This window comes from Lacticaseibacillus pantheris DSM 15945 = JCM 12539 = NBRC 106106 (assembly GCF_001591865.1).
GTDB classification, from domain to species: domain Bacteria; phylum Bacillota; class Bacilli; order Lactobacillales; family Lactobacillaceae; genus Lacticaseibacillus; species Lacticaseibacillus pantheris.
Window position 1 is genome coordinate 1 of sequence record NZ_BCVS01000032.1, and the last position, 21454, is coordinate 21454.

At 53.6% G+C, this 21454-nt stretch carries 17 protein-coding genes; 9 read left to right on the forward strand and 8 right to left on the reverse strand.

Translation table 11 applies throughout. The annotated features are described in order from the left end of the window. Window positions 1-368 precede the first annotated feature (368 nt). From LPA02S_RS04980 to LPA02S_RS05005, 5 genes are all read left to right on the forward strand, one after another. Complete coding sequence (locus tag LPA02S_RS04980) at window positions 369-1595, forward strand: acyltransferase (RefSeq protein ID WP_225354977.1); 1227 nt, start codon at window positions 369-371, stop codon at window positions 1593-1595. Continuing rightward, window positions 1588-3126 carry an AMP-binding protein gene (locus LPA02S_RS04985; RefSeq protein WP_056957085.1) on the forward strand — a complete coding sequence of 513 codons (1539 nt, stop codon included), beginning with the start codon at window positions 1588-1590 and terminating at the stop codon, window positions 3124-3126. The genes LPA02S_RS04980 and LPA02S_RS04985 overlap by 8 nt, the downstream gene beginning before the upstream one ends. A gap of 145 nt (window positions 3127-3271) precedes the next feature. Further along, window positions 3272-4249, forward strand: coding sequence for an aliphatic sulfonate ABC transporter substrate-binding protein (locus LPA02S_RS04990; protein WP_054650087.1), 978 nt, complete (start codon window positions 3272-3274; stop codon window positions 4247-4249). 1293 nt (window positions 4250-5542) lie between these two features. Beyond that, window positions 5543-6715 carry a GGDEF domain-containing protein gene (locus LPA02S_RS05000; RefSeq protein ID WP_056957086.1) on the forward strand — a complete coding sequence of 391 codons (1173 nt, stop codon included), beginning with the start codon at window positions 5543-5545 and terminating at the stop codon, window positions 6713-6715. Window positions 6716-6793: 78 nt separating this feature from the next. Next, window positions 6794-7762, forward strand: a complete 969-nt coding sequence (locus tag LPA02S_RS05005; RefSeq protein WP_056957087.1) for an aliphatic sulfonate ABC transporter substrate-binding protein — start codon at window positions 6794-6796, stop codon at window positions 7760-7762. Between the two features lie 60 nt (window positions 7763-7822). On the opposite strand, the gene LPA02S_RS05010 is transcribed toward LPA02S_RS05005, so the two are convergent. Continuing rightward, complete coding sequence (locus LPA02S_RS05010) at window positions 7823-8488, reverse strand: EAL domain-containing protein (RefSeq protein WP_054650082.1); 666 nt, start codon at window positions 8486-8488, stop codon at window positions 7823-7825. Between the two features lie 966 nt (window positions 8489-9454). On the opposite strand from LPA02S_RS05010, the gene LPA02S_RS05015 reads away from it, so the two are divergent. Both LPA02S_RS05015 and LPA02S_RS05020 read left to right on the forward strand, forming a co-directional pair. Then, complete coding sequence (locus LPA02S_RS05015; RefSeq protein WP_054650080.1) at window positions 9455-10144, forward strand: N-acetylmannosamine-6-phosphate 2-epimerase; 690 nt, start codon at window positions 9455-9457, stop codon at window positions 10142-10144. A 162-nt stretch (window positions 10145-10306) separates the two neighbouring features. Next, window positions 10307-10510, forward strand: a complete 204-nt coding sequence (locus LPA02S_RS05020) for a hypothetical protein (protein WP_054650078.1) — start codon at window positions 10307-10309, stop codon at window positions 10508-10510. A 57-nt stretch (window positions 10511-10567) separates the two neighbouring features. On the opposite strand, the gene LPA02S_RS05025 is transcribed toward LPA02S_RS05020, so the two are convergent. The 7 genes from LPA02S_RS05025 to LPA02S_RS05055 form a co-directional block, all read right to left on the reverse strand. Then, the gene (locus tag LPA02S_RS05025; protein ID WP_225350264.1) at window positions 10568-11119 is read right to left on the reverse strand and encodes an alcohol dehydrogenase; all 552 of its coding nucleotides are present in this window, start codon (window positions 11117-11119) and stop codon (window positions 10568-10570) included. Window positions 11120-11513: 394 nt separating this feature from the next. Beyond that, window positions 11514-12002 carry an AP2 domain-containing protein gene (locus LPA02S_RS05030; RefSeq protein ID WP_054650074.1) on the reverse strand — a complete coding sequence of 163 codons (489 nt, stop codon included), beginning with the start codon at window positions 12000-12002 and terminating at the stop codon, window positions 11514-11516. 446 nt (window positions 12003-12448) lie between these two features. Continuing rightward, entirely contained in the window at window positions 12449-12934 is a 486-nt protein-coding gene (locus tag LPA02S_RS05035; RefSeq protein WP_054650072.1) for an S-ribosylhomocysteine lyase, read from the reverse strand. 105 nt (window positions 12935-13039) lie between these two features. Further along, window positions 13040-14554: a PH domain-containing protein gene (locus LPA02S_RS05040; protein ID WP_056957088.1), complete on the reverse strand. Its 1515-nt coding sequence runs from the start codon at window positions 14552-14554 to the stop codon at window positions 13040-13042. Next, window positions 14544-15017, reverse strand: a complete 474-nt coding sequence (locus tag LPA02S_RS05045) for a PH domain-containing protein (protein ID WP_054650068.1) — start codon at window positions 15015-15017, stop codon at window positions 14544-14546. The genes LPA02S_RS05040 and LPA02S_RS05045 overlap by 11 nt, the downstream gene beginning before the upstream one ends. 521 nt (window positions 15018-15538) lie before the next feature. Next, entirely contained in the window at window positions 15539-17035 is a 1497-nt protein-coding gene (locus tag LPA02S_RS05050) for a glycosyltransferase (protein WP_054650066.1), read from the reverse strand. Further along, window positions 17036-18637, reverse strand: a complete 1602-nt coding sequence (locus LPA02S_RS05055; RefSeq protein ID WP_056957089.1) for a glycosyltransferase family 4 protein — start codon at window positions 18635-18637, stop codon at window positions 17036-17038. 505 nt (window positions 18638-19142) lie between these two features. Here LPA02S_RS05055 and LPA02S_RS05060 point away from each other — a divergent pair. Both LPA02S_RS05060 and LPA02S_RS05065 read left to right on the forward strand, forming a co-directional pair. Further along, entirely contained in the window at window positions 19143-19619 is a 477-nt protein-coding gene (locus LPA02S_RS05060) for a hypothetical protein (protein ID WP_061777618.1), read from the forward strand. 162 nt (window positions 19620-19781) lie between these two features. Beyond that, window positions 19782-20366, forward strand: a complete 585-nt coding sequence (locus LPA02S_RS05065) for a TetR/AcrR family transcriptional regulator (RefSeq protein WP_054650062.1) — start codon at window positions 19782-19784, stop codon at window positions 20364-20366. The last annotated feature ends 1088 nt before the right edge of the window (window positions 20367-21454 follow it).

Consider the following 21454-nt stretch of genomic DNA (forward strand, 5'->3'; position numbering starts at 1 on the left):
TTGGCGGGTTGGAGCCTTCGCCCTAGCTGTGGTTACCGCGGAGTGCCCCACGAAAGCCGCAGCTCACCGGGTCGACCGACGCTGCCGCCACACCACTACCGTAGCAATCACGGCGCAGGGCGCGTAAGCCGCAACCCCCGCCCGCATGTTCGAACCGCACAACCCGTTTTTTTCGGATGAAGGTCAAAGTTTCGCCACATTTTCAGAATAGAATATATAATTGATAATTGTTGGACTACTATCTGCGGTCGTAACGGCCGTCACGACGGTACTCCGCAACTTTGAAACACCCAACCAGCTGGTCACACACACCTGCACGTACCGGCTGCGTCAAACAACTTAAATCAGTAACTTTGGGAGGTATTGAGGTGGCGAATTCAGCGGTACAATCAACCAGCCAGCCCCAGAAGAAGAAAAAACGGGTCTACCTGTACGAGGTGGACCTGATGCGTGTCATCTTTATTTTCGGGGTTCTGGCGAACCACGCAACGAGTGCGGTGACAACACCCATGACGGCCGAATCAGCGCCATGGTACATCATGTTGGGCACCCACTTAATCCTGCACTTTACCCGGATGGGCTTTATGTTCGTCAGCGGACTGGTACTATTTCTGGGTCATTACAACAAGAACCGCAACTGGCCACAGTTTTGGTACAAGCGCTACAAGGGATCCGGCATCCCCTACCTGTTCTGGAACGGTGTGTTCATATTAGGAACCGCATGGGTAACGGGTGCCGCCATGACCCCCGGCACCTGGTTCCACCAGTGGATTGACGCCGTCCTGCACGCCAACCAATTTTATATGTATTACTTACTGGTCATGTTCCAACTCTACCTCATCTTCCCGATTCTGGTGTGGTTCTTCCACAAGTTGGGCTCGCTCCGCAACCACATGATTCTGCTAATCCTATCCGGGACGGTGCAACTCGCCTTCCTGTTTTGGACCAAGTACGTCTTCCCCAACGTGAGCCACGCCGGTTGGCCGTACATGTTCGCCAACTACGGTAACTTCATCGGTTCCTACCAGTTTTACTTCATCGCCGGCGCGTTCACGGCCATCCACTACAAGACGGTGGTCGCCTTCCTACAAAGTCACGCAAAGTGGATCTACAGCATCACCGCCGTTCTGGCCGTGGGCACCTTTGGGCTCTTCTACTTCAACATGTTCATCCTGAAACTCAGCCGCCACTACGTCGAACTGATTCACCAGCCGTACCTGGGCGTTTACTCCAGTTTCATGGTGGTGACAACGTTCATGCTGTCGCTGGAGTACGCAAAACGACGTATACGGCCAAGCTGGCAGTGGTTTAGCAACTTTGTCGGTCTCTCCTCCAAGATCAGCTTCGGCGTCTACCTCCTGCAAACGGTCGCCCTGACCGCCCTAGCGGGAATCCTCGACGTGCTGAAACTGTCGGATTGGGAACTCATCGCCGCCATTCCGTTCGCATACATCTTTGCCCTCGGGAGCACCTGGCTGCTGTCGTACTTCTGCTACAAAGTACCACCGTTTGGCATCCTGATTGGGCGCCCAAACTTCTCGTTTAAACAAACCTACCGTAAGCTTTTTGGAAAAGAGGCTACCGCCAATGACTAATTTAACCAACGAACTTGCCAGTCACCTCCAGGCCAACCTGGACCGCGCCATCGTCAAGGATGAGGTCACCGACACCTGGTTCACCGGGCAAGACCTGCAGCACGACATCGCCATCCTGACCACCGCCCTGCGCGCCGCCAACGTCGGTCGTGACGACGTGGTGTTCATGAGCCTCGACAACTCGCCCGTCTACGTGCCCATTAACCACGCGCTCTGGCAGATGGGCGCCACCGCCCACCCCGTCGCGCCGACTACGGGCCACGCGGAGTTGGTCAACGACTTTGAGGAGGCCCAATACGCTGCCGTGCTTCTCGACCCGGACCGGGCTGGGGCATTCAAAGGTGCGCCTGGTGCCGCCGCGACGCACATTACCGATCTGCGGATGTTCCCCGACCTCGTGCTGATTCGTAACGTCCACCACACCGTGCCGGCCAGCCAGGAGGCACCCACCGACACGACTTTGGGTATGATTCTCAACACCTCCGGCACAACCGGCAAGCCTAAGCGGGTGGGGCTGAACCACTACATGATGTGGAAAGCCGCGCACAACGACCTGGAAAGTCACCAGATGACACGGGCTGACACCGTGTTGATCGTGATGCCGATGTTCCACATTAACGCACAGGAAGTCATCATGCTGTCGACGTTCCTGTCTGATGGGCGGATTGTCGTCGCGCCCAAGTTTTCCGCCCGCAGCTTTTGGCCGGAAGTCTTGAATAACGACGTGACCTGGACGTCCGTCGTGCCAACTATCGTCACCATTCTCTTGCAAAATGAGAACGCGCTCCGTGCTTACCGTCCGGAACACAAGCTCCGGTTTGTGCGCTGTGCGTCCGCCATGCTGACGGTGAACCGCCACCAGGCCTTTGTCGACAAGTTTAACGTGCCCATCCTGGAAGGTTACGGGATGACCGAGGCCACGAGCCAGTGCACGCTTAACCCCATCGGTGCCGTTAAGATGGGCTCCGCTGGCAAGCCATACAAAACCGACGTGGCCATCGTGGAGGGTGACCACTTCACAACCGCAGCCGGCGTTCACGGTCAGATTGTTATTCACGGCGACCACGTCATTACGGATTACCTGGACCGCAAACCTGACGAATTCATGGACGGCTGGCTGCTCACCGGCGACCTCGGCTACTTTGATACCGATGGCTACCTGTGGCTCGAGGGCCGCGCCAAGTACGTCATCAACCGGGGCGGCGAGAAGGTCAGCCCGACCAAAGTCGAGAACACGCTGTACGACCTCGACTTTGTCCGCGCCTGTGCGGTAGTCGGAGTCAAAGACGCGGTGTACGGTCAGGCCGTAGCGGCTGCCATTAACGACGGCAGCGACGACCCCGCGGTGCACGAGCAACACCGCCAGGCCATTCTCAACTACACGGCGGCGCACCTAGCTAAGTTCGAGCGGCCCACCCAAATCTACTTTGTGGATAGCTTTCCAAAGAACCCGACCGGCAAGATTATGCGGCCCAAATTGGCGGCCCAACTGGAAGCACTGGCGACACCAAGCCACCCCGGCGTTCAGTAGCACGCTTCAGCACGCGTACCGGTTACGCGTGACTGTACATATTAATTGCAAACCACTTGGGGAGGTGGTGCCCGCACCAACAGAATTAACGTTATCCACGATTCGTTCCGCACCACGTTGTTATTATTCATCGTAATTGGAGGAAATGAACATGCAAAAGCATACCTGGAAGCGCGTCCTGTGGGGCGTCTTTCTGGTCGTGGTTGTAGTATTTGCCATCTGGGGGTACAAGACTTCAACGAGCGACAACAGCAGTAGCAGTGACTCGCTACAAACCGTCACCATTGGTTACCAAGCAGGTGACCCTATCTCCATAGCCAAGGCGCGTGGGGAGTTGAAGAAGAAGATGAAGGCCAAGGGTTACAAAGTGGTCTTCAAGGAGTTCCAGAACGGGGCTGCAGAAATGCAGGCCATGAAGTCTGGCTCCATTGATTATGCACGTGTGGGTGATACGCCACCGATTACGTCCATCGCCCAGGGCACAAAGATTACCCTGGTGGCCGCCGGTTCGTCCAAAGCCAACGGTAGCGGCTTACTGGTGGGCAAAAACTCGGGTATTAACAGTCTGTCCGACCTGAAGGGTAAAACCATCGCCTACACGAGCAACACCAGTTCGCAATACATGATTCTGAAGGTGCTACAAAAGGCCGGCTTGTCCACTAGCGACGTAACGCTGAAGGACATGAGCCAGGCCGACGCCGGGGTCGCCTTTGCTAAGGGCAAGATTGACGCGTGGGCCAACTGGGACCCGTACACCGCACAAGCCCAGGTGAAGTATGACGCCAAAATGTTGATTAACGGAGCCACCCTTGACGTCAACAACCGTGACTTCCTGATTTCCGGTTCGTACGCTAACCAGCACAAGACGGTTTCCAAGCTACTGGTCAAGTACCTTGGCCAGGATATGGCTTGGGCTAACAACCACAAATCACAGCTGGTGACGATGATGGCCAAGGAACTCAGCCTGAGCAAAACCATCGTGAAAAAGATGGTTGATCGCCGTAGCTACAGTCTGGGGTCTGTTACCACCACGGAACTCAAGGAAGAACAAAGTATCGCAGACCTGTTCTATGATGAAGGCATCACCAAGAAGCAGGTGACCATCAAAGTGAATAACAACTAGCACGCAAAGATGGCCGCGCTTCCCGCTTGTTGGGAGGCGCGGCCATTGTGGTTTGGTTTTGGTTGACTGGGACCGGGGGTGTGGGGTTGCTCCGTCAGGCTGGCGGGGAGTAGTGACCGCTTCTGGGGCGAAGGCTCCAACCCGCCAAGTACGGGCGTGTTTCCGCCGCGATTCGGAACCTGCCCGAAAACCCGCCGGTCAGTTTCCGAACTCGTCGCGCAGTACGTCACCTGCGGTTCGTACTGCGGCAAGCCCTCGGTAGCGGTCACTACTCCCCACCCACCTGACTACACAACCCCACACCCCCGGTTCCAGACAACCACCGTTACGGTCCCTGCTAATCAACTCAATACATACCAACAGAGTACACACATTTAACACAGCTCGAGCCCGGATTAGTGTTTCCCCGCCACTTCGGCTCTTTCCCGGCTGACAACCAACCAGTAAGCTCGTGCAGTCAATATGACCAGCATGACGAATGCCACCACTGTTGCTATTTTAGTAGCTTCGTAACTACGCCAATACGCCGTCACGAAATTTAGGCCGAACACCCAGGCGCACAGTGAAAGGAAACACATCCTGACCCAACGCCCACGCCACGCTTGATCAAACAGCATGTAGAATGCATATGCCCCTGCACGCCAATAAACGCTAGGGCCTCAAAGCTAGGCTCGTTGGGCGGAATGGGTCCGTAACGCACAGCGAAATATAGAGGTAAGTAGCCTAAAAAGTATAATGCCATCCGTTTGTATCGCATAACCCATCCCCCAAAACATCTCAGCACGACTAGCAATTACCAGAAGCATACAGTAGGGCTTGACCATTAGTAATCATTACATCAGTGATGATTACCGATAGTTGGCTTAGGTTTTGTCTGAATATAGAAGTACAAATTATGCAGGACAACTATCTTGTTGACGGTTATTGCCGGTCTGCTGCCCGGCCCCGGGGTGCGGGGTTATGTAGCCAAGTGGGTGGGGCATCGGCGACCGCTACCGGGGGCTTGCCGCAGTAGTCGACGGAGTCGGCGTACTGCGCGACGAATTCAGAGACTGGCCGGTGGGCTTCCGGGTAGGCTCTGAATCGCACCGGAAACCCGCCCGCATTTGGCGGGTTGGAGGTTTCGCCCTAGTAGCGGTCGCCGATGCCCCGCCCACTTGGTGGAGTAACCCCACACTCCGAGGCCGGACAGCAGACCACCACCGTCAAACAAAATAGTTATGGATGTCGGAAAGATGATACAATTCCTATTAGAAGTAACCACGGCATTAAAGATTTTTGGGGGAATCATCCATGGTGGAACTAGCTGGTCGCTTTGTGACCTTTATTACCAACAGTTTGGTACTCGTCGGCTACGTGTTCGTCTATAACTGGCTGACGAATCGCCAATACCGGCCCAACCAATCGGAACGGCAAAGGTACATACTAGACCTCTACATGGTCGGCCTGACCACCGCCTTTTTGGTACTCTTCCACACCGCCTCCGTCATTTCCATCATCCAGTCCCATAACGGCGTCGGCTTTGGCTGGACGTACATCAACTTCCAAATTGCGACCGTCCTGTACGCGCTACTACGTTCTCGCCGTCCCGCCATCTTCACCAGTATTGTGGTCCTCCTACTAATCTGGTTCTGGTGGATTCCGCACACATCCAATTGGCTGGTTTACTATGCCGCCAGCATGGTGCTCGTCGCCGCCGCCCAATGGTATAGCCCCACTATCAACCGCCGCGCGTGGTACTACTTTCCCTTTGCCATCGCCTTTGACCTACCGTTCTTTGCCACCAACTACATGTCCCTTGGCGGCATTAACGTCGGTTGGCTGTGGCAATGGGCAACCAGCATTGTCCTGTTCATCGTCATTTGGCTGCTGCAAACCCGCATGGATGCTTCCCGCCGCCGTCAACAACGCCTCCTGCATGACGCGCGGATCGACGAGTTGACCAAAGTGCACAACTTCCGTGTCTTCAACGAGGACCTGCTGGCCGCCTACGATGAGTGTCAGCAAAGTGGCACATACTACGCGGTCTACGCGCTCGATGTGGACCACTTCAAAGAGGTGAACGATCGCTATGGTCACTTGGTGGGCAACCGGGTCCTCCAAACCGTCGCGGCAGAACTACAACGCCTGACCAAAACCATCGAATTTCCGGCGCAAGTGTATCGCACCGGCGGCGAGGAGTTTAGCTTCCTTATCACGGGCCCCCATCCAGACTTCAAGAAGGCTTGCGCCATATGCCAGTCCATTCACGACCATCTGTGCGCCCTCACCTTTGACAGCGACCAGGGACCGTTCAGCATCACCGTCTCGCTCGGCCAGGACCGGTCCGATACCACCGACCGCAACTACCTAGAGGCATACAGGCGCGCGGACCAGTACCTGTACAACTCCAAGCGTAACGGCCGCAATTCCATCACGGTGGCGGGAGTGCTCATCAGCGACGGCCAACCACTCGCTGGAGCGTGATGCTATGCGGTTATGCGCGGTATTGATATAATCAATTAATAACAGCAACTCCAGTAGTTATAAATGAGGGTATAATTTATGCAAAAAATTTGGCACCGCACGTTCATGACGGCGTTCTTACTGTTCGTCATCGGCTTTGCCTTTTGGGGCTGGACACTCACCAGGAGCGATGGTAAAAGCGGCACGCTGGAAACCATCACCATCGGGTACCAGGCTGGAGACCCCGTTGACGTCGCGCGGATTCACGGCAAATTCAAGAAGAACATGAAGGCCGCCGGGTATAAGGTCGTCTTTAAAGAATTCCAGAACGGTGCCGCCGAAATGGAGGCCATGAGTTCGGGCACCATCGATTACGCCCGCGTTGGTGACACGCCACCTGTTTCCGCCATCGCTCAAGGTCATACCATCACCTTGGTTGCAGCGGGTTCCTCTAAGGCCAACGGTAGCGGAATTGTGGTCGGCAAAAAATCGGGCATTACGAACATTAAGCAACTCAAGGGCAAAACCATTGCGTACACGTCTAACACTAGCTCACAATACATGGTGCTCAAAGCCATCAAGCAGGCCGGTCTCTCCACGAACGACGTTAAGCTGAAGGACATGGCCCAGTCTGCGGCCTCCGTCGCCTTTGCCAAAGGAAAAATTGCTGCGTGGGCCAACTGGGATCCTTACACCGCGCAGGCCGAAGTTAATTACGGCGCAAACATGATTGTGAACGGCGCCAAGCTGGACGTGAACAACCGTGACTACCTCATTTCCAGCTCCTACGCGCAGGAGCATACCGACGTGAATAAGCTGGTCGTGAAGTACCTGGGCGAGGAGATGGATTGGGCCAACGGTCACAAATCCAAACTCATTACGCTCATGGTAAAGGCCCTCAAGCTGAAACGAACCATCGTTGCCAAGATGGTCAATCGCCGTAGTTACGCCATGGAGGCCGTCACCACGGCCGAAATCAAGGAAGAGCAGGCCATCGCTAACCTCTTCTACGAGCAGGGCGTCACGAAGAAGCAAATTACCATCAAGAAGGTTAATAACAGTAAGTAACCGTATACGTAGAAAAACGGCCGTGGTCATCCTGCTAACAGGGATAACCACGGCCGTTAATTATTCGTGAAAATCACGCGGCTCGTGCGGGCGGGAAAAGTAATACCCCTGCCCTCGCGTAATGTGGAAGCGGTGGGCTAACTCCACGTCCTCGGAGTTCTCGATACCCTCAAAGGTGAACAGCATCTGTTGCTTCTCCGCTTGATCGAACCAAAATTTCAGTGCGGCGATACTCTCTTCCGATGGCCGTTCGCCGTATTTGCGCATATTCTGTAGCGCAAACTTAATGGTATTGACGTAGGGTAGCAGGTCCTCAATTTCCTGAAATTGGTTGTCAGAACCCACATCGTCAATTGCGAGGAGAATACCCGCACTACGGTAACCAGCGCTCATGGTTTGGAGCACCTCTAGGTCCGGGCTATCGACCAACTCCACGGTTAACTGTCGCGGGGCCAACTTTGTCCTGACGAATTCGCTGAGTTGCTCCATCATGTGAACGTCGTTAAACTGGGCCCGCGTTAGGTTCACCGACACGTGATGATTATCCAGCTGGCTCACCGCCTCATCAAGTAATTGCACCACAACGCTCGGCGCAAGCTCAAAGTTGGACGGAATACGCCACGCGGAACGTTCCTCGTCCCACTCGCGTAACAGCAATTCGTACAATATTACGCGCTTCGTGGCGATATTCTCGATGGGTTGAGCAAAGTATGTATAGCGCGTCATTGGCGGTTGTACCGGTCCTCATACATTTTCTAATGGTTTCATTATGACACTAACTTTCCAGACTTGCACCTATTACACCCCGTTATTCAGCGAACTTCGTTTTCTCACGCAACTGGCTAACCCTCACCCCAAACAAAACGTCGTGTACCGCGGCAGCACACGACGCTATTGGGGATTAGGGGTCACCTGCCTTATTGGGGGAAAGCAGGTACAAATATAGCGTAACTGCCCGCCATCAATTAAGCTAGTGCCACTAACCAGTGCAGCCCGACACTACGCGCTTTAGTTCCACAATTATTTTGGCTCGCTGGCAAAAACCGGGAATCTATGTTGCAATTTACGCAAAATTCGACATTGGCCTAGGTGGCGGCTATGGGTGGCTATGGTGCCGTGGAGTGCTGCGAACTTATGGACCGCTACTAACGGCGAATCCTCAAACAGTGGTCGCCACTCCGGTTCGAGTGTCTCCGCACCACGTAGCACCTTGACCGGTCATAACCATACTTGCAAACAAATTTAGGAATGGGTTGACCTACACCCATCACCGTCATCCTACAGAAGTTACTCCCAGTTATGTTTACATAGCCCTATCACAGCCAAATTTCGGATGGCAGAGCACCAATGACAGCACTGTAACCGTACTGACGAGAATAGTGAGAACTATACCGGTCACTAGTTCAACTGGAAAAAACACAATCATCGTATCAGGAAGTTTGAGGTCTTAGCCGACGAACTATCGGGAACCCGCGGGTGGGCTTACACCTCCCACACTTTCAGCTAGTAGTGGTAACCATGGAGCGCCCCACGTAAGCCGTAGCTCCCCGGCCCAACCAACGCTGCCGGCCCCCACACATTTCGCTCTGTAAGGGTTTACTGTAACCGCTATATTAGGTATGCTGGAGGTATCATAATTGGTCTGGACCGTTAGCAGCGGTCACCCAGACCAGCAGACGGAGGTATTCAAACGTGAAATTTGCAGATTTTAACGCGGCTGTTGGTGGCCGCCTCATCGTTTCGTGTCAGGCACTGCCGGACGAGCCGTTATACACGCCAGCGGGTGGCGTCATGCCGTTACTCGCCCGGGCAGCGCAACAGGGTGGCGCCGCAGGTATCCGGGCCAACACGGTGCGGGACATTCGGGAGATTCAGGCCGAAGTAGACTTGCCCATTATCGGCATCATTAAACGCGATTACCCGCCGGAAGAACCGTACATCACCGCCACCATGCGCGAAGTTGACGAGTTAATGGCAACCAACGTCGCAGTGATTGCACTCGACTGTACGGACCGCCCCCGGCACGACGGCCAGTCCGTCATCGACTTTGTGCACGCTATCAAGGCAAAGTATCCGGATCAACTCCTGATGGCCGACATCGCCACCTACGCGGAAGGCGTGGCCGCTCACGATGCGGGTGTTGATTACGTTGGTACCACGCTGTGCGGCTACACGGCTGCCAGCAAAGGCACCCCGGTTCCACCGTTCGACCTCGTTCGGCGGCTAGCGAATGCGGGCATCCCCACAATTGCTGAAGGTCACGTCCAGCAACCCGAACAGGCCAAGCAAATGCTGGCAGCCGGGGCCCTAACCGTAGTCGTTGGCGGTGCCATCACTCGCCCTAAGGAAATTACGGCACGCTTCGTTGCTGGCATGCAATAGTACGCGTGACTAATGCCACACGTGGCCTTAATTAGTTGCACTCCCCTAACTGATTGCGTTAGAATGAAAAACGGATGGTTGAAAGCGCATTCTTTGCAGTCAAGCAAAGATATACGCCCTATCTAGTTGCGCAACGCGGGTCTTCATGTGGGGTGACTAAAAATGAACATGCACGCGTGGGCTTTCATCACGCTCGGACTGCTAGGACTGTGCCTGATGGTGGTAGGCATCTACCAAATCGTGGCGGGACTCACCAACTTCATTGCGCTGGGGTTTCTCAACGCGGGCTTTGGGCTCATCGCGGTGGCCGTTGGCATTGCCTTCCTCATGGTGGCAGTCAACGGTGGTGCCGCCGGGCGTCGGTAGTGAATGTAAAAAGGTGTGGCGAAAATTTCGCCACACCTTTTGCGTTTTATTGTTAAATTACTTACCCACAGCGACTGCTTGGTTAGTCCGCAACGAGCGGGTTTGCCGCCGTGCCATCTTCACCATTTGTGCCTGGCGTGCCTTGTTCAGCTTTTCGGAGCCAATGTACCGCTCTTCCGCCGCGAATCGGGCACCACAAGCAGCCTCAAAGCTATGGAACTGATGGTTCAACACGAGGTGCCCTTCATACATCATCCGGGCAACCCACTTGGACGACTGCTTATCAAAGCTGACGCCGACCACGCCACTGCTATTAGTGCTACGCAAAACGGTCATGCCATCCACGTGCGCCTTCTCACTGATGTGGTGCTTAACCATCTGTGCGCGGGTCTTTTCCTGCGTCATGATGTTTTTGCGCGATACTTCCGCGCGGTAGCAACCACAACTTTGCGTCTGGCCTTTACGTAGGCGGTAGCCATCGACCACCACCTCGTTACCGCATTCGCAGCGGCACAGCCAGTTTGCGTTACCATTCAATGGGTTACGGCTAGCATATTCGAGCACGGTTAAACGCCCAAACTGCTGCCCAGTTAAATCAATCCTTGTCAATAAACTCACTCCCGTTTGTTATTACTATCATTACCTTGCGGCCGACGCAGCCCCCAAGCTCCGCCAAAACAACCGACTAACAACCAGCAATGCCCAATCCCCCCAGACTGGTTCACTACCTTGAACTAATTATGCCACGGTCAGCCCGTGTTTTCCACCACTTCCCGGCCTATGTTACGACCAAATAACATTAACGCGGCCAAAGAAGCCCATAACCACGCATTTGCCCGCCCTATACAAAAATCGCTAAAAAACATCCGCAATTGCGCATCCGTCACTATCCTTGATCACACACTGTTGGTCAAAGTAAAAACCAGTCATCACACCACCAACGGTAGTGTCACAACCGGTCTTTTATGTGCTTTACTGATAGAACCATCTGTACCCACCGCAGTTAACCAATAGCCTGCTCTAGGCTTTCACCCTGTGTGCGTCCAAGGTATTCTGTCTCCGCCGCCAAGCGTGCCCGGCGTGCTACGTTAAAATCTTTAGACCGCTGGTTCAGCACCAACCGGCCTTTGTACATCATGCGCGCAACCCACATGTCAGTTTTCTTGTCGTAACAAACCCCGACTACCCCACTACGATTACTACGGCGGCGCGTCATCATAATCCCGAGACGGATATCCTCAGTGCAGTTTTTGGTCTGCATTTGGGCCCGCGTAGCTTCATTGTGCATGATGCTTTCGCGCGCAGTCTCGGACCGCAAGCAGCCGCAGCTACGGGTCATGCCTTTGCGTAACCGGTAACCATCAACCACTACTTGCCGGCCGCACGTACATTGGCAAAGCCACTGTGCGTTGCCCGTGTGGGAATCATTGCCGGCATAGCTTAGGACCGTCAGCCGCGTAAAGGTGCGTCCAGTCATGTCTACTCGCTTCATATTGGTCATCCTTTCAATCACAGCAAGCTATCTCTACCGTGACCTACTCCCCAAAGACGTGCAGTCAGACGTTGGTATACTCACGGCCCCCACCGTGCTGGCTCGAATTTATCCGGCGATAACCAACGTTCGCCTGTGTTATATAGTGAATGCGGTACGCGAAAAACACAACGTGCCTGATCCACCGGGCATCATCCCCATTGAGCGGGGGTGGTACGCCACGCCATCCACCATTTAATGGACGACTGTTGCCTTTGTTAACTCTAATGATAACACTTGTTGCCCATAATTGGTGTAATTTTTGCACAAAATCGTCATTTATCTTGTGGGCTGACCATTAGTTTCCAGTAGCCCTATTTTGACGGGCCTGCACCAGACTAATTAAGCGCAAAGAAAAAGCCGGTCCGTCATATTTACGCACCGGCTTTGCCCTCAAAATGTAGACATTAAATGACGTTCCGTTCAAACGGGTCGTCAGAGATACCTTCGGCCAAAATCTTCTTGGACCATTCCTTTGCGGAGAACAGACTGTGATCGCGATAGTTACCACAGCTCTTAATATCCGTACCGGGTACATCTTCCCACTTGATGTCGTTTGCAATTTGTTCCAGGGAACCCTTCAGCGCCTGTACCACCTCAGTGGTTGTGTGCTGGCCCCAGGTAATCAGGTGGAAGCCGGTGCGGCAGCCGAACGGCGAGCAGTCAATCACACCGTCCATGCGGTCCCGCAGCAAGCCAGCCAGGAGGTGCTCGATGGTGTGCAGGCCGGCCGTCGGAATGGCGTTCGCGTTTGGCTGAACTAGACGCAGGTCAAAGTTACTGATCTGGTCGCCTTTGCTCCCCGTTTCCACCGTAATCAGGCGCACGTATGGTGCCTTTACGGCCGTATGGTCCAACTCAAAACTCTCTACTTTAGTCTGTGGCTTTGTCATAAATCAAAAGCTTCCTTTCCTGCCCCGAATAGCTCCGGGATTTCGTTGACCGTCTCTTGGTACGGCGAATCACTGACACCATTCTACCGCCAATGGCTGGCAATGTCATGGTGCAGTCGTAGCGACATCCACAACGTTGTCGCCCAAATACCACTGGTAAATGGCCTCCCCAACTGCCAAGGGTACGTAGCGTAAGTCGACTTCGTACTCGCCATCGCCGCGGCGCAGACTTACCTGGACGTGCGCCAAACCGGTACGGACCATCCACCACGACTGGCGCACCGTCAAAGATTGTACCCGGTCGCGCGGGGACACCAATAATTCACGCTCAAACCAGCGTCCCGTCTGTAGGTAGATGAAACGCCCCGCAGTGACGTAACCCCGCCGCGTGGCCGCATATCGTCCCTGTAGTCCGCCCCAAACAAGCAACAATAAGGACAGCCACCCCCACGGACGTAGCCAGATTATACATGGGATCACGGCGATTACTGGTAAAATCAGCGCATTCCGAATTAATGCCCAGTAGCCCGTCATCACCGGGGTAACTGCGGGTATGCGGTCCGGTAACCAGCTCACGTACCGCGTCAGCTGTTCCCAAACATGGTCCTGGTGCACCAGCGGGTAGATGACCATATCCTTATCGTCCTCTTTGCTCGCCACGTTCGACGCCAAAATCACCTGCGCCGTCCCAACACTCAACCATTGGCGAATAATGTTCTGTTTATACCGCACCGCCTGAATCCGCTTGGCGGTGGCCGTAACCGTGTTCGTTTGCAGCAAGCCTTTGCGTGACTGGAGTCGGCGACCGTCAAAGTCGAGCGTGAAACCCCAATAGCGAATGAGAATACGGACAAACTCGGTCATGACGCCCAGCCCAATTATAACCACCAGCAGAACAACAATACTAATCGCGGGCAAGTGCATCAAGAGATTCGCCAACCAATCCTCCACACCGGGAATCCACTCGCTCACACGTGACCAAACGGCCAGTAGCAAGAAGATTAGCGGGATAAAGCCCAGTGACGTAATACCGAAAATCAGCAGGTCTTCGTTGGGTAGGCGGTAGGTTGTCGATGCTACGGTAGCGTTGTCCGTCGCTATATCCGTATCGCTGTCCATACCTGCCACCGGCGTAGTTTGCGCACCAGGAGCGGCGGCACGGGCGGCCTGCTGTCGCCGTTCAATTTCGGTGCCCACCGATGCGTGAACCAGGGTCAGAACCACCTCGCCATGACCACTGCCACGGGCAGCAGTCTCGATCTGCACCTTTTCCAATCCCAGTGGCTTCAGGAAAAACCACTGTAAATGTTGCACCGTCTGAATACGCGCGTATGTCACGTGCAGGTGTTGGCGCCGCAATACACCACGATTAAGCGTCACACCCTTATCCGTTAGTTCGTATGTAGTCATTACGTACGGGAGCACCACCAGCAACAGCGTGATGCCAATCACACCCAATATGATTAGTACTAGCCAGTGCGCCATGTCTTGTAAAATCGCATTACGTCCGCCGTTATCGGTCGCAATATCCACAAAAATAATCACAGCCAGCATCCAAAAAATTTGGATGGCATTCACCAACATTGACAGTGGGTGTAAATGTCGTGGTTTAGAGGTCATTATCCTGCACCTCCATCGCGCGGGCCATGATTAACTCCCGCAGGCGCGTGGCCACAGCCGTTTGGACGCCCTCAATATCATGCGTGGTTGCCGCCGTGGCAATGACCACCTGTTCAAGGTGTTGCCACTGCATGAGCGGACCGGCCTTGAGCGTCACGTTCTGAATGCGGGCGATGGGAATCGCAATCCGGTTACGAAAGATAAAGCCGGATTGAATTTCCACTGCGTTATCCGTAATCACGTACTCTGAGAATCGATAGCGGTAGGGGACCAGCGCCAATTCCACAATGAACTCAACGATGGTGAGCCCCAATGCCACCCAGACTAACCAAAACGGCCAGTTCCATAACCAATTGGCCACCCCCAAACCCACGGTAATGAGCACACCCATACAAAGTGACCCTACGGCACTCAGCGCCCAGATACGCTTGATTTGTACCGGCAATTGTTGCGTTGTTTGCATTGCTCTTCCCCCACCGTCGCGGTTCTCGCCGCTGCTTGACCCCATAGTTTCTGCATTTAATAGTTAACGATTTTGTCCAAAGTATATCACGGATGGTACCGTTCACAAAGAAGATAAGACCAGTAATTTCGCCGACTATAAATAACGAAACGTTTTATATCTACGTCTGTAATCGATTTAAGTAATTAAATACAAAGAAATGTATTTGGCGGAATCGGTACCCAATCCAAACTGGTGCCAGCTAGGTTTGCTTGGCCACCAACTATTGCTGCCTAAATGGCAATTAACCTCAACATGGTTCCGTACACCTCGGTTGAGACAAAAAAGCATGGTCACCATCCAAAATTGAACGGTGACCGTGCTTTTAATACAGTTAAGCTGTTCCTTTCCCAGACTTTTACTTCAGTCTAGGGGACGTTAATCGTACCCGGTTTATCGGGTCACACCACCACGCTAAATAGATGCTCACACCCACAAATAAGCTTTCTGCTTGTGGACCGGTTAAATCAAAGCCCAATGAGCTATTTCAGCGCTTCCCGCCACTTGCCCATGGCCCGGCTGTACGTCATTTCCGTAGCCCAAGCGGTCGCAGCGGTACTCTTGGCCTGCCAGTCCTGTTGGTCCGTCAGTAGTTTGACGACCTTGGCCGCCATCTGCTTAGTCGCATTATCCGGAACCACGTAGCCATTGTCGCCGCTGCGCACTAGGTTAGCGGCACCATACGGTACGTTATACGTGACCACCGGCACCCCGTAGGCCATCGCCTCGACCAGGTTCATACCAAAGCTCTCCGCACTGGATGTCTGCACGATGACATCGGCTGCGGCGTAAACTGCGTCGAGATCCTGACGACTCAGGTAAGCGCCCAGAGTCACGTTGTCCTTTAGTCCCAGCTTGGTTATTTGGTTATTCAGGTTGGTCAACGTCTCGTTATCCGGGGCGTACCCGTAAAAATTCAGCTGCGCCGCGGGTACCTTTTGCACCACTTGGGCCATCATTTGCAACGCCTGCTCGGGCCGCTTGTCGGGACCAAACCGCCCTACGAAGACAACGGTCGGCTTGGCCGCCTTTTGGTGGTCATGCGTGGCCGCAACCGCGGTGTCAGGAGCTACCCGCACCGTCATGTGCGGATAGCGCTGCTGCAACTCCTGCTGCTGCTCTGGAGTCGCGACAAAGACGCCATCAAAGTCGTCAGCACGGTCCTGCAGTAACGTCCGGTACACGTTCAGTACGTGACCCCGACCCGGGGCAGCGGGCTTGTCGGTGTGCACACCGTGTAAGTACCCCCACTTTGCTTTGGCTCCCTGGACGTCAGCCACCACGTAGTCCAGCGTGTGGCGGTCGCTGATAATGGTCGCATCCCCATCCGTACTAATCAGCTCGTTCAGGAAGAACAGGAATAACTGGTCCTCCGTGTTAAACTGGTACTTGCGGCCCTTGTAGTTGAGCAGCTGCCACATGGACGGGGCCAGTTGGCCGTTCACATTCATCCACAATTCTTCCAGTACCGGGTGGCCCTGCAGGTCAAAGTAGGTCCGGGACGCGACGCTACCATCGGGGTGGAAGTAATCACGCGATGATTTGAAGCCCCGCCAATCCCAATTTTCACGGGCGACAATGTTACCACGGATATCGCGACTTTCCACGTCCATGGTTAGCCCCACCGTTGCGGGCAAAACATTGATGCGGCCGACCTCACGCCCCGCGTGCTTAATGACGGAATAGTTCGCACTCACGCCATCAACGTGATACTTATCGAGCGGTACTTCCGGCAGTAGCCGTAAATTTTGTTCGCGACGCTCGACGTCGAGGGTTCCCTGAAAAAAATCGTACATATTAATGGACTCTGCTGGCGTCAAACCAATATTAGCCAAATCGCGGTTCAGGAACCGGTTGTAGTTGCGGGAAACGTAGTAAGCCCGCTCCCCCTCGGCGTTAAACATGTTGGTACGCCGAGCCGCAGCGTGTTCGGTGCCAGAATTGAGGCCAAAGACATTTTCGGTAATGAAGTAATACATCTAGTTATCCCCCTTTGCCGGTACGGTGGTCATACGTGCCGCGGCCAACTTTGCGGGCCAAATCGCGTCCGCGTCATCAATGAGCGCACGCCAGGCCTGCCACACGTTGGCCTCCGAGTAGCGTTCCGCCGAATCATATGCGGCCGTGCTGTACTGCTGGGCCAAATCGGGATTTTGCAGAATCTCGATTACTGCCTGGGCAAAGGCATCGATGTCACCGTACGGCACGACCCGTCCGTTCACGTGGTCCTCCGTGATTTCATTAGGGCCATAATTGACGTCGTAGGTCACGGGAATCAGGCCGTGGGCAATGGCCTCCATGATGGCTAAGTTGAAGCCCTCCATGTTTGAGGTCAGACCGTACAACATGCCGTCATTTTCAGCCGTATCGACGTCCGTGGTGTAACCCTTGAACGTCACCGCATCCCCCAAATCGTGCTCATCAATCACCTTTTGCACGGCGCGTTTAGCCGCATAATTGTTGCTGTTATCGGCATAACCGTACAGATCCAGCGTGGCTTCCGGCACGGCGTCATGCACTTGTGCAAAGGCCTGGGTTAATTGATCCAGTTGCTTTTCAGGGGCAATCCGGGCAAAGACGACCATTTTACCAAAGGCCCGCTTCGTTTCCGGTACCCGCGGGGCGTTGATTAGCCGGTCCGGTACCACCCCAACAGGAATGGTAAACAGTTTCGCGGTCGGGTGGTACCGCTTGTCAACGTCGGCGCTTTGCTTGTGGGTCGACGAAACAATCGCGTCATAACCATTGATGGCGTTGAGCGTAAACTCGTAGTTGTTGTTAACAATCGGGGCCATGGGGTCCTGACCACTAGCGTGCGCGTTGTGCAGGTGGTTCACGGTGTACGCCGGTCGGTCTAGGTGCAAGAGCCCCCAGTCGGCGACGTGTCCCCGGTCGAGCACGAACACGTTCGGGTGCTCCTGGGACCAGTACTCCGCATTCAGGTCGTTAAGAAACTGCAAAGTCAGTTCCTCAATCGTGTCGAACATGTATACCTTACCGTCATTGCGGTCGGTGAGCCGCCAACCCGTGGGGGCCAGTTCACCGGTGTTATCCGTACGGTAGAACTTCTCCACCACGGGTACGCCGTTAACATCCAGCCACGCCTCGGTACCAATTTTATTATCCGGCGTGTACCACTGCTCCAACGTTCTAAAACCACGCGTGTCGTAATAGTCAACGCGATAAAGGTTACCAAAGCCGTCGAAGAGTTCGGTGGAGGTTACCACCTGATCGTCACCGGTAAAGTTAACGCGGGCCACCAACTGATTATTCGCGTTATAGACCAAGAAGCGGTTAGCCTCCTGGTCAGCGTGCGTATTGAGTACGCCAAAGTCCAAGCCTGCCAAATGCACCGGCTGCTCCGGAACCACCATCGCGTTTTGAAAGTACTCGAACATATTAATTAACTGGGAGTCGGGCACACCCGCGGCTCGCGTTACGGGGTGTAGTTTAGGATCCCAATCACGGACCACCAACCGGTAGTCCTCATTATGGTCATTAAACAACTCAATTCGCTTCAACTGGGCGAACTCAATCCCAGATTTATTTGCCTGCATAATGCTGTTAATGAAAAATATCACTTCAACAACCCCTAACTTTGGCCTTTTTATGTTGTTAATGTCTTAAACCTATTCTAGCTCATCCGCCAACATCCGCATACACACATTCCTAAGTCTGTTACAGATAACCGTCGGCCGACCAGTGAGTATAAAAGTATACATTTATACCATTAATCGTACAGCCTTTTATATACCGACAGGTCTGAGTGTCGTTATTTTGTGTGCCAACTTGCACGTAGTATAACATTATTTAGTAAAGAACTATTGCTAAAATAGTGGCCAAACGGTGAATTTATTGCGTACAATTAGGCCTGTTTTGTCCCGTTACGTATCCACAAAACATTTGCATAGCGCCGTTCTAAAAGCTTTGGTTTCATAACTACATCCTTTACGTATCAGAACCATAACCAACTTAAACCGGACTTTTCTATTTGAATTGTCTGGTGACCTAAAGTTATTCTATTTGTATAATGCGGGTGTGGTTGGGTAATTGTATGTCGTTAGCAAAAAGTGAGGTGTAGATACCATGAGAATCGACTTAACCGGACGGCGGTTTGGCCGTCTACGTGTATTAAAGCCCGCAGGTCACGCTAAAAACGGTAACGCGCTTTGGCTTTGTCAGTGCGACTGCGGCAACTCAACGGTGGCAGACAGCTACCGTTTGCGTCACGGCATGACCCGCAGCTGTGGCTGTTTGCGTCAGGAATCATCACGCACGTCTTCGCAACATAACGCCGCCTTTCTGCAACAACAACACAACCACGGCAAGTACCTTTTCAACGAAGAAGGTGTCCCGCTATGCTCCATTAAGATGGGCAAACGAAACACTTCCGGGCACATTGGCGTTCACTTCAACCGCCAAAGTAACCAGTGGTTTGCACGCCTGATGGTCAACGGCCACTACGTTTTACTCAAAGCATTTTCAACCTACGAAGATGCCGTTGCTGCACGTGAGGCGGCAGAGGAGCAATACCTACGTCCCCGCCAAGTAGAGGTGGGTTAATTTGTGGCTCACAAGAATATTTATTATATTTACGAATTTTTTTCGCAATAAATGTGCAATTTTTACCCTAACGTTATTCCGAGCCATTTATAATAGAGATAGAGCCGGGCTGGCAAGGTACTGCAGGCCGGCCGCCGCAAACATTTCTGGGGGGGATTTGTTTTGACTAACCACAATCGCAACTGGGAGAGGACTCACCGGCGCATTGCGCAAGCAGTCTTTGCCCTCTGGTCCAAGAAACCGATCAACAAGATTACCGTGAACGAGGTATGCCAAATTGTGGGCATTAACCGGTCCACTTTTTATGAACACTTTGACAGCATCTACGCCGTGTCGGACGAGACCGGAGCCGACGTCTACAACGTTCTGCTGACATTCTTCTACCCCGAGACGGGTAAGTTCTACTTATCAAATAACGTCAAAGACGGCGCCGTTCACTTCCTGAAGATGATTAAGGCGGACCAATCGTTTTACCGCATCTACTTTGCACAGATGAACGTACTACCGTTTGGGCATGAGGAGGAACTGTACCAGCGCTTGTACGATGCGCTAGTAGAGCCCTACCACCAGCGTCATCCTGAACTCACCAATTTGGAGTTAGACTACATGTTATCCGCGTTTGAATCGTCCATCGCGATGATTCTGCGGCAGTGGACTCAGAGCGACTTCAAGGATCCTGAATCCAGCCTGGCACGCGTGATTACCATGCAACCGCTGATTGCCCAATTTATGGATGACCAGGACTGACGTACCAATTCACCCAATTACCGCAAACACCCTGTTGCCGCCTGGCCACAGGGTGTTTGCGGTGGCTTTGGATGCAGGCGACCGGGTTGTGCGCTGGGGATGGTTCCAGTAGGTGGGGCGTGCCCGTGGCCGGGTTGGGCGTTGGCAATGACTCCGGTAGTTGGGGGCGTGCCCGTGGCCGGCTACGAGCCTCACGCTCACGCACGTTCCGTGCTACCGCGAATTGGATAGCCTGGGCCAAGCCCGCCCAGTCTATCCAATTTGATTCTGTACGTCGGCTCCGCCTCCTACAGAACTACGGGCCTGCAGCCGCCACGGCCACACCCCCAACTACCTCCGTCATTACCAACACCCAACCCTAGTTTGAATTTCCACCCCAGATATATTGGTAATCGCAAACCATACGGAACGGTCAGTAAAACACCAAACGTGCCGAAGAAAATACTATTGTAGGAAAAACTCAATAACCGTTATATAAAACCTCGTGCAACTGCCGAAAATATGTGCTTTTCGGTAAATTTACATATCTATCGCCGTATACGTGAGAGCTGATGTCTAGGTAAGTTAACAAGGAGAATTACAGTTGTGTGGATACCATTTTATACGGACTAGTGGACCCGTATTGGTGTCTCAAAACATGGCCGCTGTAGCAAATATTATTGAGGTTCAATCAACTATCGAACCGGATGTTCACTATGCAATTATGGGGGAATTATGCTAACTAGGTTTGTGCGGTGGGGATGGCGGAAGTAGGTGGGGTGTGCCCGTGGCGCCTGCAGGCCTGTAGTTCCGTTCGAGCGTAGCGAATTACGGAATCAAATCTTGGAAATCGAGCGGGTTTTGCTCGAGTTCCAAGATTCGCAGGAGGCCGGAACTGCCGGAGCGTGAGGCTCGTAGCCAGCCACGGGCACGCCCCACCTACTGGAGCCATCCCCACCGCACAAACCGGTCAGTGCCGCAAAGCATGTTGACAGACACAGTTGACGGGGAGGCGTCTTGTCGACCGGTTTGATTGCTACAGTAGCACGAGGCCGCGTCGGTCGGGCCGGTGAGTGTAGGCGTGTGGGGTCGGAATGGTAACCACTGCC